Below are 14,125 nucleotides of genomic sequence, written 5' to 3' on the forward strand. Positions count from 1 at the left end.
GAGCCGCAGCCTGAGCCGCCCGGGGCCGGTCACAGGGCGTTGCCTCGCGGCAGGGCGATCGTTGGGCCACTATGGAGTGGCTAGGGATAAACCAGGTTCATACCCCTGTACAGCGCGGGGTACGCGCCGAACGGGGGAGTTTTTCTTCCTCGCGCGGCATGAATTTACGGCGATGTAGCGATCAGGAGCACAGATGCGGTCTAGCCTGTCGGAGGTGAACGACTCAGCCTCCGAACCCTCCGAAAAGCCCGTGCCAGTGGCGCCCACAGTTCCCGCCGCACCCGAAGGTGCGCTGTTGGGCGTCGTGCCCGAGCGGCTCAGGGCCGAACTCGTGGCGTTCCGGCGGGACCTGCACATGAACCCCGAGCTGGGCCGGCAGGAGTTCCGTACCACCGCCGCGGTGAAGGCCCGCCTGGAGCAGGCCGGCCTCAAGCCCCGTGTGATGCCCGGCGGCACGGGTCTGCTGTGCGACATCGGTGCCACCGACCCGGAGCGTCCGCGGCTGGCGCTGCGCGCGGACCTCGACGCGCTCCCGATCCCGGACACCAAGCGTGTGGAGTACCGCTCCACCGTCCCCGGCCGGGCGCACGCCTGCGGCCACGACGTGCACACCACGGTGGTGCTCGGCGCCGGCCTGGTCCTGGCGGAGCTGGAGCGCGAGGGCAAGCTGAGGCGTCCGGTACGGCTGGTGTTCCAGCCGGCCGAGGAGGTCATGCCGGGCGGTGCGCTGGACGCCATCAAGGCGGACGCGCTGGACGGCGTGGGCCGGATCCTGGCCCTGCACTGCGACCCGAAGGTCGAGGTCGGGCGGATCGGGCTGCGTCAGGGATCGATCACCTCCGCCGTGGACCGGCTGGAGCTCTCCCTGGACGGCGCGGGCGGCCACACGGCCCGCCCCCACCTGACCACCGACCTGGTGATGGCCACCGCCAAGATGGCCACCGAGCTGCCGGCCGTGCTGGCCCGCCGGATCGACCCCCGTTCCGGGATGAGCATCGTGTGGGGCCGCATCGAGGCGGGTCACGCGGCCAACGTCATCCCGCAGCACGCCGAGCTGGAGGGCACGGTCCGCTGCCTGGACCTGAACGCCTGGCACGAGGCCCCCGACCTGGTCCACGAGGTGATCGACCAGGTGGCCGCCATGTACCGGGCGAAGTGGGAGCTGACGTACCACCGCGGGGTGCCGCCGGTGGTCAACGAGGCGGACTCGACCGAGCTGCTGCGCGACGCCATGACGGCCCGCTACGGCGCGCACACCGTCGAGGACACGGAGCAGAGCCTGGGCGGCGAGGACTTCTCCTGGTACCTGGAGAAGGTTCCGGGCGCGCTGGCGAGGTTGGGCGTACGGCCCGTTGGGGACACGTCAAAGCGTGATCTGCATCAAGGTGACTTCGACGTCGACGAGGGCGCGATCAAGGTCGGCGTGGAGCTGTTCACCTCCGCTGCGCTGCTGGCATGACGGTGGGTGACCCGGTCGACACGGCCGGGTCACCTGGCCGAAATGCGACGATCCGATAACGGGCGGCCAACCCCCCTTTACCTGACATCTACGCGCGTTAAGCTCCGGTTAAGCCAGCGCCGGACGGGGCGCTCAGAGTTGAAGGGGTACCCTCTTGCGCCGGGTAACCAAGATCGCCGCCGCGGGTATAGCCTCCGCGGCTCTCGCGCTCACCGCGACCGCTTGCGGCAGCAGCTCCAAGGACAGCGACGGTGACAGCAGCAGCAGCGGCAAGCTGAAGGTCGGCGTCGCCTACGACGTGGGTGGCCGTGGTGACCACTCGTTCAACGACTCCGCCGCCCAGGGCCTGGACAAGGCGAAGGAGGACTTCGGCGTCGACGTCAAGGAGCTGACCGCCAAGACCTCCGACACCGAGGCCGACCGCGAGCAGCGCCTGGAGGACCTGGCCGACGCGGGTTACAACCCGGTCATCGGTGTCGGCTTCGCCTACGGCGAGTCCATCACGGCCGCGGCCAAGAAGTACCCCAAGACGACCTTCGCGATCGTCGACTCGGTCGTCGACGCCAAGAACGTCGACAGCATCGTCTTCACCGAGGAGCAGAGCTCCTACCTCGCCGGTGTCGCCGCCGCCCTGAAGACCAAGGACAACAAGGTCGGCTTCATCGGTGGCGTGGACATCCCGCTGATCAACAAGTTCGAGGCCGGCTTCCGCCAGGGCGTCGAGGACACCAACTCGAAGGTCAAGGTCACCACCCAGTACCTGACCAGCGGCTCGGACCTCTCCGGCTTCTCCGACCCCGCCAAGGGCAAGGCCGCCGCGCAGGGCATGCTGGACAACGGCATCGACGTGATCTACGCCGCCGCGGGCTCCTCCGGCAACGGCGCCATCGAGGCCGTCGCCGGCAAGTCCGGCGCCTGGGCGATCGGTGTCGACTCCGACCAGCACGAGCAGCCGGGTCTGGCCAAGTACAAGGACTCGATCCTGACCTCCGCGCTGAAGAACGTGAACGTCGCGGTCTACGAGGTCGTCGAGTCGGTCAAGAGCGGCTCCCCGCTGACCGGCACCCACGCCTACGACCTGGCCAAGGACGGTGTCGGCCTGTCCACCAGCGGTGGCTTCATCGACGACATCAAGTCCCAGCTGGACGAGGCCAAGAAGAAGATCGTGAACGGCGACATCAAGGTCAAGACGACCGTCAAGTGACGCCCGGTCTCTCGTGAGCGCCGGTCGCGAGGCTCGGGAGGGGACAGCCCAGGCTCCCCCCTTCCCGGGCCTCGCGCCTGTGTTCAGCCGGGTGTCGCGCACGCGGTGTCCGTTGTGACTCTTCCCTTTATGGATCTGGCAACGCTACGCGCGTAGAGGCCCCTTCTCGCGATACGTTCGCCACACCCCGCCCGCCCCGCTCTTTTCCGCGAGGAGAGTGCGCCATCAACGCGTCCAGCCCCCCCAGCCAGAATGCCGTGGAGCTCCGCGGCATCACCAAGCGATTCCCAGGTGTCGTGGCCAACCACGACATCGACATCACGGTTCGCCGTGGCACGGTGCACGCCCTCGTGGGCGAGAACGGCGCCGGCAAGTCGACCCTGATGAAGATCCTCTACGGCATGCAGAAGCCGGACGAGGGCACCATCACCATCGACGGCGAGCGGGTCACCTTCCACGACCCGGGCGACGCCATCGCCCGCGGCATCGGCATGGTGCACCAGCACTTCATGCTCGCCGACAACCTCACCGTCCTCGAGAACGTCGTCCTCGGCAGCGAGAAGCTGTTCGGCATCGGCGGCAAGGCCCGGGCCAAGATCAAGGAGATCTCCGACGCCTACGGCCTCGGGGTGCGCCCGGACGTCCTGGTGGAGGACCTCGGTGTCGCCGACCGTCAGCGCGTCGAGATCCTGAAGGTCCTCTTCCGCGGCGCCCGTACGCTGATCCTCGACGAGCCGACCGCGGTCCTCGTCCCGCAGGAGGTCGACGCGCTCTTCGACAACCTGCGCGAGCTCAAGGCCGAGGGCCTGACCGTCATCTTCATCTCCCACAAGCTGGGCGAGGTGCTCTCCGTCGCCGACGAGATCACCGTCATCCGCCGGGGCACCACGGTCGGCTCCGCCGACCCGCGGACCACGACCCCGAAGCAGCTCGCGGAGCTGATGGTCGGCAGCGAGCTGCCGTCCCCCGAGACCCGGGAGTCCACGGTCACCGACGTCCCGATGCTGACCATCGACGGTCTGCACCTGTCGGAGACCGACCTGGAGGGCATCGAGCGCGTCGTCCTGGACCAGATCTCCTTCACCATCCACAAGGGCGAGGTCCTCGGCATCGCGGGTGTCGAGGGCAACGGCCAGGCGGAGCTCGTCGAGGCGATCATGGGCATCCTGCCGCCCGACGCGGGCCGGATCGGCCTCGACGGCGACGAGATCACCCACCGCCCGACGCGCAAGCGCCGCGAGGACGGCATCGGCTACATCCCCGAGGACCGGCACCGGCACGGCCTGCTGCTGGAGGCCCCGCTCTGGGAGAACCGCATCCTGGGCCACGTCACCGAGCGCCCCAACAGCAAGGGCGGTTTCCTCGACCCGGCCGCGGCCCGCCGCGACACCGAGCGGATCGTGCGCGAGTACGACGTCCGCACCCCCGGCATCGAGGTGACCGCCGCGTCCCTGTCCGGCGGCAACCAGCAGAAGCTGATCGTCGGCCGCGAGATGAGCCACCGGCCCAAGCTGCTGATCGCCGCGCACCCCACCCGCGGGGTGGACGTCGGCGCCCAGGCGCAGATCTGGGACCAGATCCGCGAGGCCCGGCGCGAGGGCCTGGCCGTCCTGCTGATCTCCGCCGACCTGGACGAGCTGATCGGCCTGTCCGACACCCTGCGCGTCATGTACCGCGGCCGTCTGGTCGCCGACGCCGACCCCGCCACCATCACCCCGGAGGAGCTGGGCTCCGCCATGACCGGCGCGGCCGCCGGCCATCTGGAGCACGAGGACGGCGACGCCGACCACGGGGGAGAGGAACGATGAAGAAGATCGACAAGGAGCGGGTGCTCCTCGCCGTCGCGGCCCCCGTGCTGGCGCTCGTGGCCGCGTTCGTGATCACGGCGCTGGTGCTGCTCGCCACGGGCAAGGAGCCGTTCGGCGCCTTCGGGACGATGTTCGACTACGGCTTCAAGAGCGACAGCCAGGTCGAGATCATCAACAAGGCGACCACGTACTACATCGCGGGCATCGCGGTGGCCGTCGGCTTCCGCATGAACCTGTTCAACATCGGTGTCGAGGGCCAGTACCGCCTGGGCGCCTTCTTCGCCGCGGCCGTCGGCGGCGCGGTGACGCTGCCGGGCTTCCTGCAGGTCCCACTGATCATCGTGGTCGCCATGATCGTCGGCGCGATGTGGGCCGGCATCGCGGGCCTGCTGAAGACCTCGCGCGGGGTCAGCGAGGTCATCGCGACGATCATGCTGAACTCGATCGCCACCTACATCGTCGGCTACCTGCTCAAGGACGGCCGGCTCGGCCACCTGGACAAGGCGCAGACCTCGGTGTCGACCACGCCGCTGCCCTCCTCAGGCCACCTGTTCAACTTCGACATGGGCGAGGACATCGGCCAGATCTACGGCTTCGTCGTGCTCGCCGTGGTCATCGGCATCGGCTACTGGTTCGTGCTGGGCCGTACCCGCTTCGGCTTCGACCTGCGCAGCGTCGGCATGTCCGAGAGCGCCGCCACCGCGAGCGGCGTCAGCGTCAAGCGCATGGTGATCACCAGCATGCTGATCTCCGGCGGTCTGGCCGGTCTCACCGGCATGCCGCTGCTGCTGAACGACGCCCACGCCTACGGCTCCGACCTCTTCCCGGCCGGCATCGGCTTCACGGGCATCTCGGTGGCCCTGCTGGGCCGCAACAACCCGGTCGGCGTCGCGCTGGCCGCGCTGCTGTGGGGCTTCCTGGAGCGTGGCTCGGGCCGCCTGGAGTTCGACGGCTACGACAAGGAGATCGTCGGCGTCATGCAGGGCGTCATCGTCCTGAGCGTCGTCATCGCCTACGAGGTCGTCCGGCGTTACGGCCTCAAGCGCCAGCAGCAGAAGGTCGGCGAGGAACTCGCCGCCCAGGCCCGCACCAAGAAGGAGGTGACGGCGTGACCGCCACGATGACCCAGACCCCGCCGCCCGCGGCTCCCAAGGCCGCAGGGGCCAAGGGCCGCAAGGGCCGCCTCTCCTTCCCGATGATCCTGCTGATCATCGCCGCCGCGCTCGCGCTGGTGTCGGTGGTGCGGATCATCACCGGTCAGGACCAGCTCACCGCCCAGGGCCAGATCACCGCGGCGCTCGGCCTCGCCGTGCCGATCGGCCTGGCCGGTCTGGCCGGTCTGTGGTCCGAGCGCTCCGGTGTGGTCAACATCGGCCTCGAGGGCATGATGATCCTCGGCACCTTCTTCGGTGCCTGGGCCGGCTGGCAGACCAACCCGTGGCTGGGCGTCCTCGCCGGTGTCGTCGGCGGTGCGCTCGGCGGTCTGATCCACGCGGTCGCCACCGTCACCTTCGGCGTCGACCACATCATCTCGGGCGTGGCCATCAACATCCTGGCGCTCGGTGCCACCCAGTACCTCGCCAAGCTGTGGTTCTCCACCGGCGACGCGGCCACCAAGGGCGGCAACCCCAAGCAGTCCCCACCGGTCGACGCCCTGCCGTCGTTCGACATCCCCGGGCTGTCCGACGGGCTGGCGAGCATCGAGAAGCACGGCTGGTTCTTCGTCTCCGACCTCGCCGGCGTGCTCGGCGGCCTGGTCACCGACGTCTCCGCGCTGACGGTCGTCGCGGTGCTGCTCTTCGTCGGCAGCTTCTTCCTGCTGTGGCGCAGCCCGTTCGGTCTGCGGCTGCGGTCCTGCGGTGAGAACCCGGTCGCGGCCGAGTCGCTCGGCGTCAACGTGTACCTCTACAAGTACGTCGCCGTGATCACCTCCGGCGGTCTCGCCGGCCTCGGCGGCGCCTTCCTGGCGATGGTCCCCGCGCACATCTACCTCGAGGGCCAGACCGGCGGCCGCGGCTACATCGGCCTCGCCGCGATGATCTTCGGCAACTGGCGCGTCGGCGGCCTCGCCACCGGCGCCGGACTGTTCGGCTACTCCGACGCGCTCCAGCTGCGCAACGGCGGCCCGACGGTGCACGCGCTGCTGCTGCTCCTGGTGGTCCTGCTGGTGCTGCTGGCGGCCTGGAAGCTGTGGAAGCGCAGCTTCTGGCAGGGCGGCGTCAGCCTGGTCGTCGGCGCGGCGGTGCTGGGCTGGTACCTGTTCACCGACGAGGTGCCCGGCGAGTTCGTGGGAGCGACCCCGTACGTCGTCACCCTGCTGGTGCTCTCCCTGTCGGCACAACGTCTGAGGATGCCCAAGGCTGACGGTATGAGGTACCGGAAGGGCCAGGGCAAGTGAGCGACACCGCGGGCCCGGTCGGCGTCGACGACGTCGACTGGGAAGGCCTGCGGACGCAGGCCCGGGACGCCATGTCCCGGGCCTACGTCCCCTACTCGCACTTCCCCGTCGGCGCGGCCGCACTGGTGGACGACGGGCGGGTCATCTCGGCGTGCAACGTGGAGAACGCCAGCTACGGACTCGGCCTGTGCGCCGAGTGCGGGCTGGTGTCGACCCTGCACGCCACCGGGGGCGGCCGGCTCGTCGCCTTCACCTGCGTCGACCGCAAGGGCGACCAGCTGATGCCGTGCGGCCGCTGCCGTCAGCTGCTGTGGGAGCACGGCGGCCCCGAACTGCTGGTGGAGATGTCCGACGGCATCCGCACGATGCGCGACGTCCTCCCCGACGCGTTCGGCCCGGACGACCTGACCAACCGCTAAGAAGGTACGTGAACCATGGACGCCATTTCCGTCATCCGCACCAAGCGCGACGGCGGCCGCCTCGGCGACGACCAGATCGACTGGGTCATCGACGCCTACACCAAGGGTGAGGTGGCCGACGAGCAGATGTCCGCGCTCGCGATGGCGATCCTGCTCAACGGCATGGACCGGTCCGAGATCGCGCGCTGGACGGCTGCGATGATCGCCAGCGGCGAGCGCATGGACTTCTCCTCGCTGCCCCGCCCGACCGCCGACAAGCACTCCACCGGTGGCGTCGGCGACAAGATCACGCTGCCGCTCGCGCCCCTGGTCGCGGCCTGCGGTGCGGCCGTCCCCCAGCTGTCCGGCCGCGGTCTCGGCCACACCGGCGGCACCCTGGACAAGCTGGAGTCCATCCCGGGCTGGCGGGCGCTGCTGTCCAACGAGGAGATGCTGCGGGTCCTGGGCGACACCGGCGCCGTCATCTGCGCCGCGGGCGACGGCCTCGCCCCGGCCGACAAGAAGCTGTACGCGCTGCGCGACGTCACCGGCACCGTCGAGGCGATCCCGCTGATCGCCTCGTCGATCATGTCCAAGAAGATCGCCGAGGGGACGGGATCGCTCGTCCTGGACGTCAAGGTCGGCTCCGGCGCCTTCATGAAGAACCTGGAGCAGGCCCGCGAGCTGGCCTCCACGATGGTGGGGCTGGGTACCGACCACGGCGTGAAGACCGTGGCGCTGCTCACCGACATGTCCACCCCGCTCGGCCTGACCGCGGGCAACGCGCTGGAGGTCCGCGAGTCCGTCGAGGTGCTGGCGGGCGGGGGCCCGGCCGACGTGGTGGAGCTGACCGTCGCCCTGGCGCGCGAGATGCTCGACGCTGCGGGGCTGAAGGACGCCGATCCCGCCAAGGCGCTCGCCGACGGCTCCGCCATGGACGTGTGGCGCCGCATGGTCGCCGCGCAGGGCGGCGACCCGGACGCGGCGCTGCCCGTCGCGCGCGAGCAGCACGTCGTCACGGCCGAGCGGTCCGGTGTGCTCACCGGCCTGGACGCCTACGCCGTGGGTGTCGCCGCCTGGCGCCTGGGCGCCGGCCGGGCGCGCAAGGAGGACCCGGTGCAGGCCGGCGCGGGCGTCGAGCTGCACGCCAAGCCGGGTGCCACGGTCACGCAGGGCCAGCCGCTGCTGACCCTGCACACCGATACCCCGGAGAAGTTCGACTACGCGCTGGCGGCCCTCGCCGGCGGCGTCGAGATCTCCCCGGCGGGCACCGCGTTCACGCCGGCCCCGATCGTGCTGGACCGCATCGCCTGAGCGGGGCCGCCCCGCGACCAGGAACGGGACCGGTGGACTTCCACCGGTCCCGTCCTTCGTCGTACGGCCGTCAGGCCGTGCGTCCCGCCGGGACGGCGAGCCGCCGGTCCGCGACCGCGCGCCGGGTCGCGTACACGGTGATCCCCGCGACGCCCAGGACGGCGGCCAGGCACAGGGCGACGGTGCCGCCCCAGCCGGCGGTGTGGAAGGCGGAGGCGCCCAGGGTGCCGCCGAGGCTGTTGCCGACGTAGTACGCGGTCAGGTAGAGCGCGGAGGCCTGGGCGCGGCCGGTGGTGGCGGTGCGGCTGACCGCGCCGGATGCGATGGAGTGGCCGGTGAAGAAGCCGGCCGTGATGAGGACCAGTCCGGTCAGCACGGCGATGAGGGAGCCCGCGAGGGTGAGCAGCAGCCCGCCCGCGGCCAGCACCACGGCGACGTACAGGGCGCCGCGCCGCCCGAGGCGGGCGTGCAGGACGCCGGAGGCCGCGGAGGCGCCGGTGCCGACCAGGTAGACCAGGAAGATGAGGCCGATCGCGGTCTGCGACAGGCCGAAGGGCTCGGCGGCGAGCCGGTAGCCCAGCACGTTGTAGACGGCGCCGAAGACTGCCATGAAGAGCAGCCCGATCAGGTAGAGCCGGCGCAGCAGCGGGGTGCCCAGGTGGCCGATCACCGTGCGCCAGAGGGCGGCGGGACTGACCGGGCCGGGACGGAAGTTGCGGGCGGTGGGGATCAGCAGCCGGAAGGCGACGGCGCACAGCACCGCCATGGCGCCGGCGGCGAACAGTGCGGCGCGCCAGCCGAAGGCCTGGGCCACCGCGCCGGTGAGGACCCGGGAGCTCATGCCGCCGATGCTGTTGCCCGCGACGTAGAGGCCGATCGCGGAGGCGACCGCCTTGGGGTGGATCTCCTCGCCGAGGTACGCCATCGCGGTCGCCGGGAGCCCGGCGAGGGCCACGCCCTGCACGGCGCGCAGGACGACCAGGGTGGTGAGGTCCGGCGCGAAGGGGATGACCAGGGCCAGTGCCGAGGCGCTGAAGACCGACGCCGTCATCACGGCCGTGCGGCCGTACTTCTCGCTCAGCGCGCTCACCGGCAGCAGGGCCAGCGCCAGGGCGGCGGTGGTGGCCGAGACCGTGAGGCTCGCCTGGGCGGGGCTGAGGGACAGCCCCGTGGAGAGCGCCGGCAGCAGGGCCTGCGTGGAGTAGAGGAGGGCGAAGGTGGCGAGTCCCGCGGCGAAAAGGGCCAGGATGGCGCGCCGGTAGCCGGGTTCACCCGGTCGCAGTGTCGCGGCTGAGGGGGCGGAGGCGGCGGCACCCGGCCGTATCACGGTGGACGCCCCTGTATCGGCGGGAGACATGCCTTCACGCTAGGCCGGGCCGGTTTCATGCGTCCAATGCACGGAGTGGCGATAATCGTTCCCATGACGCATGAAGCGAGGTCAGCCCGGTCGCTGTCACCGTCCCGTGACGCAACAGACACGCGAGCGGAGCTGGACAGCGCCTCCTGGGCGGCGGTGCTGGCCCCCCGGCTCGCCCAGTTCGCCGCGGTGGCGCGGCACGAGCACGTCACCCGCGCGGCGCGCGAGCTGGGGGTGCCCCAGTCCACGCTCAGCCGGGCCATGGTCCGGCTCGAACTCGACCTGGGCGTCACGCTCTTCGCCCGTCAGGGCCGTACGGTCTCGCTCACGCCCGCGGGCCGCGGCTTCCTCGCATCGGTGGAGCGGGCGCTGGGCGAGGTGGAGCGCTCGGCCGAGTCCGTACGCGCCGACGCCGACCCGCAGTCGGGACGGGTCGCCTTCGGCTTCCTCCACACGCTCGGCCCGGAGACCGTACCGGCCCTGCTGCGGGCCTTCCGCGCCGACCATCCGCGGATCCGCTTCCAGCTCGTGCAGAACTACGGCGAGGCGATGCTCGCCGGGCTGCGCGCGGGCGATCTGGACCTCTGCCTGACCTCGCCGGTGCCGGACGCGCCCGACCTGGTCGTCCGGCGCCTCGACGAGCAGCGGCTGCGGCTGGTCGTCCCCGCCGACCACCGGCTCGCCTCCCGCCGCAGGGTGCGCCTGGCGGAGGCGTCAGGGGAGCTGTTTGTGAGCCTGGAAGCCGGTTACGGGCTGCGGCGCATCACCGACGCCCTCTGCGCGGAGGCGGGCTTCACCCCGCGGGTGGCCTTCGAGGGGGAGGAGGCCGAGACCCTGCGCGGTCTGGTCGCCGCCGGACTCGGGGTGGCCCTGCTGCCGCCGCCGCTCGTCCCGCGTCCCGGAGTCGTGGAGCTCACCGTCACCGCCCCGCGCGCGGTCCGGGAGATCGGCGTGGCCTGGCTCGGCGGCCACCCCGACACGGCACCCGTCGCCGCCTTCAAGAAGTTCCTGCTCGGCAGGCGCGGTCAGCTCCTCCCCGGCTGACGCCGCCGGCCGGCCCGGAACGCGGATGCGTCCGGAGCCGCCGGTCCCGGAGGATGCGGGGCATGACCCGTGCGACCGACCCGGCCCTGCCGCCCCCGCATGTCGTGGAGGCCTTCGGGCTCTCCGGCCGGCCCGAGCCGCTGGCAGGAGGCCAGGGGCACAGCGTCCGGGTGGCGGGCGCGGTGCTGAAGCCGGGCGCCGACGCCGGGCAGACCGCCTGGGCCGCGGGGCTGATGGAACGTCTGCAGGGGCGCCGGGACTTCCGGGTTCCGCGATTCCTGCGCTCCGCGGGTGGTGGTCACGTCGTCGAAGGATGGGCGGCGACCGAGTTCCTGGCGGGAGAGCCCGGCCCCGCCGGCAGATGGGACGCCCTGCTGGCCGCGGGCAGGGCCTTCCACGAGGCGCTGCGCGATGTGCCGCGACCCGGCCACCTGGACGCGCACCGGCATCCGTGGGCGGTGGCCGACCGCTTCGCCTGGGGCGAGTCGACAGCGCAGCCGCCGGCGGAGATCCGGCGGCTGGTCACCAGGATGGAACGGCTCCGCGAACCGGTCGAGGCACGGGCCCAGCTCATCCACGGCGACCTGACGGGGAACGTCCTCTTCGCGCCCGGCCGGGCCCCCGCGGTCATCGACTTCTCGCCCTACTGGCGGCCCGTCGCGTACGCCGACGCGATCGTGGTGGTCGACGGCCTGCTCCACCACCGTGCCGGGCACCGCCTGGTGGACTCGGCGGTCCCCGGTGCCGAGGGCGCGCAGATGCTCCTGCGTGCCCTGCTCTTCCGTCTGGGTGCGCCGGCCGTGCCGGCCGGTCCCGGCGGCGCCCTGCCCGAGGACGAGATGGCCGGGTTCACCCGCGTGGCCGACCTCGTCGAACGGAGGGTCCGCGGGCGGGGCTGACCCCGGTGCTCGGCGCCCCGCGCTCAGCGCAGTTGGGGCGACCGTCCGAAACCCGAGGCCAGGGGCATGCGCAGGCCGAGCGGGGGAGGGGCGGCCAGTGCGTCGGCGACCGGGCGGGCGAAGGACCGCCCCAGCAGGGTGCCGAGGACGAAGTCGGCGGTCAGGGAGGCGACTTCGGCCCGGTGGTCGTGGAGCAGATGGCCGTCGGTGTGGACCTCGAACCGGCACACGTCCCGGTTGACCTTCTTCAGGCGTTCGGCCAGCCGGTAGGAGAGGTCGGGGTGCGTGGAGTCGTCGTTCGTACCGTGCACGATCAGGATGTGGCGGCCTATCAGCTGCTTCACCGGATCGGGCTCCGGGGCGTCGGGCAGCCACGGGGCTATGGCGACCGCCGAGTTGACGGCCGGGTGGCCCGCCGCGTGCAGCGCGGCGCGGCCGCCCATGTCCATGCCGACCAGCGACACCGGTACGTCACCGTAGCGGCGGACGACCTCGTCGACCGCCCACCGCGCGTCCTCGGCCGGGTGGGCGTGACCGCCGTTCCAGCCGCGGAAGCGGTAGTGCACGACGTGCACGGCCAGGCCCTCACCGCGGCCCGCGGCCCGCACCAGACGGCGGGCCAGCGGCACCATCGCCGCGGCGGCCACGGGGGAGCGCCGACGGGTGCTCAGCGCACTGCCGCCGGGCAGCAGCAGCACGGCGGCACGGACCGCCTCGTCGTCCGTATCCCGCCGTGCCGCCGGGTTCAGACCCGGTGTCACTCTCTTCCCCAACCGCGCACCACGCACCGGTAAAGCTTGCGAAGCCATGGCGTAACCATGGCAGACGGGAAGGTGTGCACGACCTGGCCGGGAGGTCAATATTCGGCATCATCCAAGAGCTCTACGCGCGTAGGGGGTATGTTTCGGAAATGACGAGCTCAAGCACGCTCCCCTTCCCCGCGGGCGCTGCGGGGGCCACCCCCACGCCCGAGCAGATCCGCCGCGCGCCCAAGGTGCTGCTCCACGACCACCTCGACGGCGGCGTCCGCCCCGGGACCGTCGTCGACCTCGCCCGCGCGTCGGGCTACGACGGCCTGCCGGAGACCGATCCGGACAAGCTCGGCACCTGGTTCCGCGAGGCCGCCGACTCCGGCTCGCTGGAGCGTTACCTGGAGACGTTCTCGCACACGGTCGGCGTCATGCAGAGCCGCGAGGCGCTCACCCGGGTCGCCGCCGAGTGCGCCGAGGACCTCGCCGCGGACGGCGTCGTCTACGCCGAGGTGCGCTACGCCCCCGAGCTCCACGTCGAACGCGGGCTCTCCCTCGACGAGGTCGTGGAGGCCGTCAACGAGGGCTTCCGGGAAGGCGAACGGCGGGCCCGCGAGGCGGGTGGCCGGATCCGGGTGGGCGCCCTGCTCACCGCGATGCGGCACGCCGCCCGCTCGCAGGAGATCGCCGAACTCGCCATCCGCTACCGCGACCGGGGCGTCGTCGGCTTCGACATCGCGGGGGCCGAGGCCGGCTTCCCGCCCACCCGCCACCTCGACGCCTTCGAGTACCTCCAGCGGGAGAACTTCCACTTCACCATCCACGCCGGCGAGGCCTTCGGCCTGCCCTCGATCTGGCAGGCCCTGCAGTGGTGCGGCGCCGACCGGCTCGGGCACGGCGTGCGCATCATCGACGACATCGAGGTCGCGGACGACGGCACGGTCTCCCTCGGGCGGCTCGCCAACTACGTGCGCGACAAGCGCATCCCCCTGGAGATGTGCCCCACCTCCAACCTGCAGACCGGCGCGGCCGCCTCGTACGCGGAACATCCCATCGGGCTGCTGCGCCGACTGCACTTCCGGGTCACGGTCAACACCGACAACCGCCTGATGAGCGGCACGAGCATGAGCCGCGAGTTCGCCGAACTGGTGGCCGCCTCCGGCTACACGCTCGACGACATGCAGTGGTTCACGGTCAACGCGATGAAGTCCGCCTTCATCCCTTTCGATGAACGTCTCGCGATGATCAATGACGTGATCAAGCCCGGATACTCGGAGCTGAAGGCCGAGTGGCTGTTCCGCCAGACGGCCGCCGCCACCGTCGTGGCCAGCGATTCCTTGCCGGAAGAGGGATGAGACCCGGGCCGTCCCGCCGTGCGGCGGCGGGGCGGCCCGGGCCGCGTGCGGCCGCGCGCGGCCGCTTGCACCGCCCCGCGTCCCGTCGATACGTTCCGAAATCCCGCGAACACGTTCCGTGTGTGCCGCGGCGGACGCAC

At 71.6% G+C, this 14,125-nt stretch carries 12 protein-coding genes; 10 read left to right on the forward strand and 2 right to left on the reverse strand.

Annotated features, from left to right (window positions below):
- Positions 1–256: 256 nt before the first annotated feature.
- The 7 genes from PV410_RS21000 (at position 257) to PV410_RS21030 (ending at position 8,581) form a co-directional block, all read left to right on the forward strand.
- Entirely contained in the window at positions 257–1,459 is a 1,203-nt protein-coding gene (locus PV410_RS21000; protein WP_500326644.1) for a M20 family metallopeptidase, read from the forward strand.
- A gap of 154 nt (positions 1,460–1,613) precedes the next feature.
- Positions 1,614–2,663, forward strand: coding sequence for a BMP family lipoprotein (locus PV410_RS21005; RefSeq protein WP_500326646.1), 1,050 nt, complete (start codon positions 1,614–1,616; stop codon positions 2,661–2,663).
- 257 nt (positions 2,664–2,920) lie between these two features.
- On the forward strand, positions 2,921–4,471 hold the full coding sequence (locus PV410_RS21010; RefSeq protein WP_500326648.1) for an ABC transporter ATP-binding protein: 1,551 nt from the start codon (positions 2,921–2,923) through the stop codon (positions 4,469–4,471).
- The gene (locus PV410_RS21015; RefSeq protein ID WP_499513605.1) at positions 4,468–5,583 is read left to right on the forward strand and encodes an ABC transporter permease; all 1,116 of its coding nucleotides are present in this window, start codon (positions 4,468–4,470) and stop codon (positions 5,581–5,583) included. Before PV410_RS21010 ends, PV410_RS21015 begins: the two co-directional genes overlap by 4 nt.
- Positions 5,580–6,869, forward strand: coding sequence for an ABC transporter permease (locus PV410_RS21020; RefSeq protein WP_500326650.1), 1,290 nt, complete (start codon positions 5,580–5,582; stop codon positions 6,867–6,869). Before PV410_RS21015 ends, PV410_RS21020 begins: the two co-directional genes overlap by 4 nt.
- Entirely contained in the window at positions 6,866–7,288 is a 423-nt protein-coding gene (locus PV410_RS21025) for a cytidine deaminase (protein WP_500326652.1), read from the forward strand. The genes PV410_RS21020 and PV410_RS21025 overlap by 4 nt, the downstream gene beginning before the upstream one ends.
- Before the next feature lie 15 nt (positions 7,289–7,303).
- Entirely contained in the window at positions 7,304–8,581 is a 1,278-nt protein-coding gene (locus PV410_RS21030) for a thymidine phosphorylase (protein ID WP_500326654.1), read from the forward strand.
- A 70-nt stretch (positions 8,582–8,651) separates the two neighbouring features.
- Here the strand turns inward: PV410_RS21030 and PV410_RS21035 are convergent, their stop codons facing one another.
- Positions 8,652–9,938: an MFS transporter gene (locus tag PV410_RS21035; RefSeq protein WP_500326656.1), complete on the reverse strand. Its 1,287-nt coding sequence runs from the start codon at positions 9,936–9,938 to the stop codon at positions 8,652–8,654.
- Between the two features lie 63 nt (positions 9,939–10,001).
- Here PV410_RS21035 and PV410_RS21040 point away from each other — a divergent pair, with 63 nt between their 5' ends.
- On the forward strand, positions 10,002–10,982 hold the full coding sequence (locus PV410_RS21040) for a LysR family transcriptional regulator (RefSeq protein WP_500326658.1): 981 nt from the start codon (positions 10,002–10,004) through the stop codon (positions 10,980–10,982).
- Between the two features lie 62 nt (positions 10,983–11,044).
- Positions 11,045–11,881, forward strand: a complete 837-nt coding sequence (locus PV410_RS21045; protein WP_500326660.1) for an aminoglycoside phosphotransferase — start codon at positions 11,045–11,047, stop codon at positions 11,879–11,881.
- Positions 11,882–11,904: 23 nt separating this feature from the next.
- Here the strand turns inward: PV410_RS21045 and PV410_RS21050 are convergent, their stop codons facing one another.
- Positions 11,905–12,690 (reverse strand): alpha/beta hydrolase, encoded by a 786-nt coding sequence (locus tag PV410_RS21050; protein WP_500326662.1) that lies wholly within the window; start codon positions 12,688–12,690, stop codon positions 11,905–11,907.
- Between the two features lie 101 nt (positions 12,691–12,791).
- Here PV410_RS21050 and PV410_RS21055 point away from each other — a divergent pair, with 101 nt between their 5' ends.
- Positions 12,792–13,985: an adenosine deaminase gene (locus PV410_RS21055; RefSeq protein ID WP_500326664.1), complete on the forward strand. Its 1,194-nt coding sequence runs from the start codon at positions 12,792–12,794 to the stop codon at positions 13,983–13,985.
- Positions 13,986–14,125: the final 140 nt, after the last annotated feature.

The sequence above is a fragment of the Streptomyces sp. PA03-5A genome (genome assembly GCF_033792725.1).
Taxonomy (GTDB): domain Bacteria; phylum Actinomycetota; class Actinomycetes; order Streptomycetales; family Streptomycetaceae; genus Actinacidiphila.

What these genes read in the sequence shown, in the direction of transcription:
- PV410_RS21015 (WP_499513605.1), top strand. Translation starts at nt 4,468, where the DNA reads ATGAAGAAGATCGACAAGGAGCGGGTGCTCCTCGCCGTCGCGGCCCCC.
- PV410_RS21030 (WP_500326654.1), top strand. Translation starts at nt 7,304, where the DNA reads ATGGACGCCATTTCCGTCATCCGCACCAAGCGCGACGGCGGCCGCCTC.
- PV410_RS21035 (WP_500326656.1), bottom strand. Translation starts at nt 9,938, where the DNA reads ATGTCTCCCGCCGATACAGGGGCGTCCACCGTGATACGGCCGGGTGCC.
- PV410_RS21040 (WP_500326658.1), top strand. Translation starts at nt 10,002, where the DNA reads ATGACGCATGAAGCGAGGTCAGCCCGGTCGCTGTCACCGTCCCGTGAC.
- PV410_RS21045 (WP_500326660.1), top strand. Translation starts at nt 11,045, where the DNA reads ATGACCCGTGCGACCGACCCGGCCCTGCCGCCCCCGCATGTCGTGGAG.
- PV410_RS21050 (WP_500326662.1), bottom strand. Translation starts at nt 12,690, where the DNA reads ATGGCTTCGCAAGCTTTACCGGTGCGTGGTGCGCGGTTGGGGAAGAGA.
- PV410_RS21055 (WP_500326664.1), top strand. Translation starts at nt 12,792, where the DNA reads ATGACGAGCTCAAGCACGCTCCCCTTCCCCGCGGGCGCTGCGGGGGCC.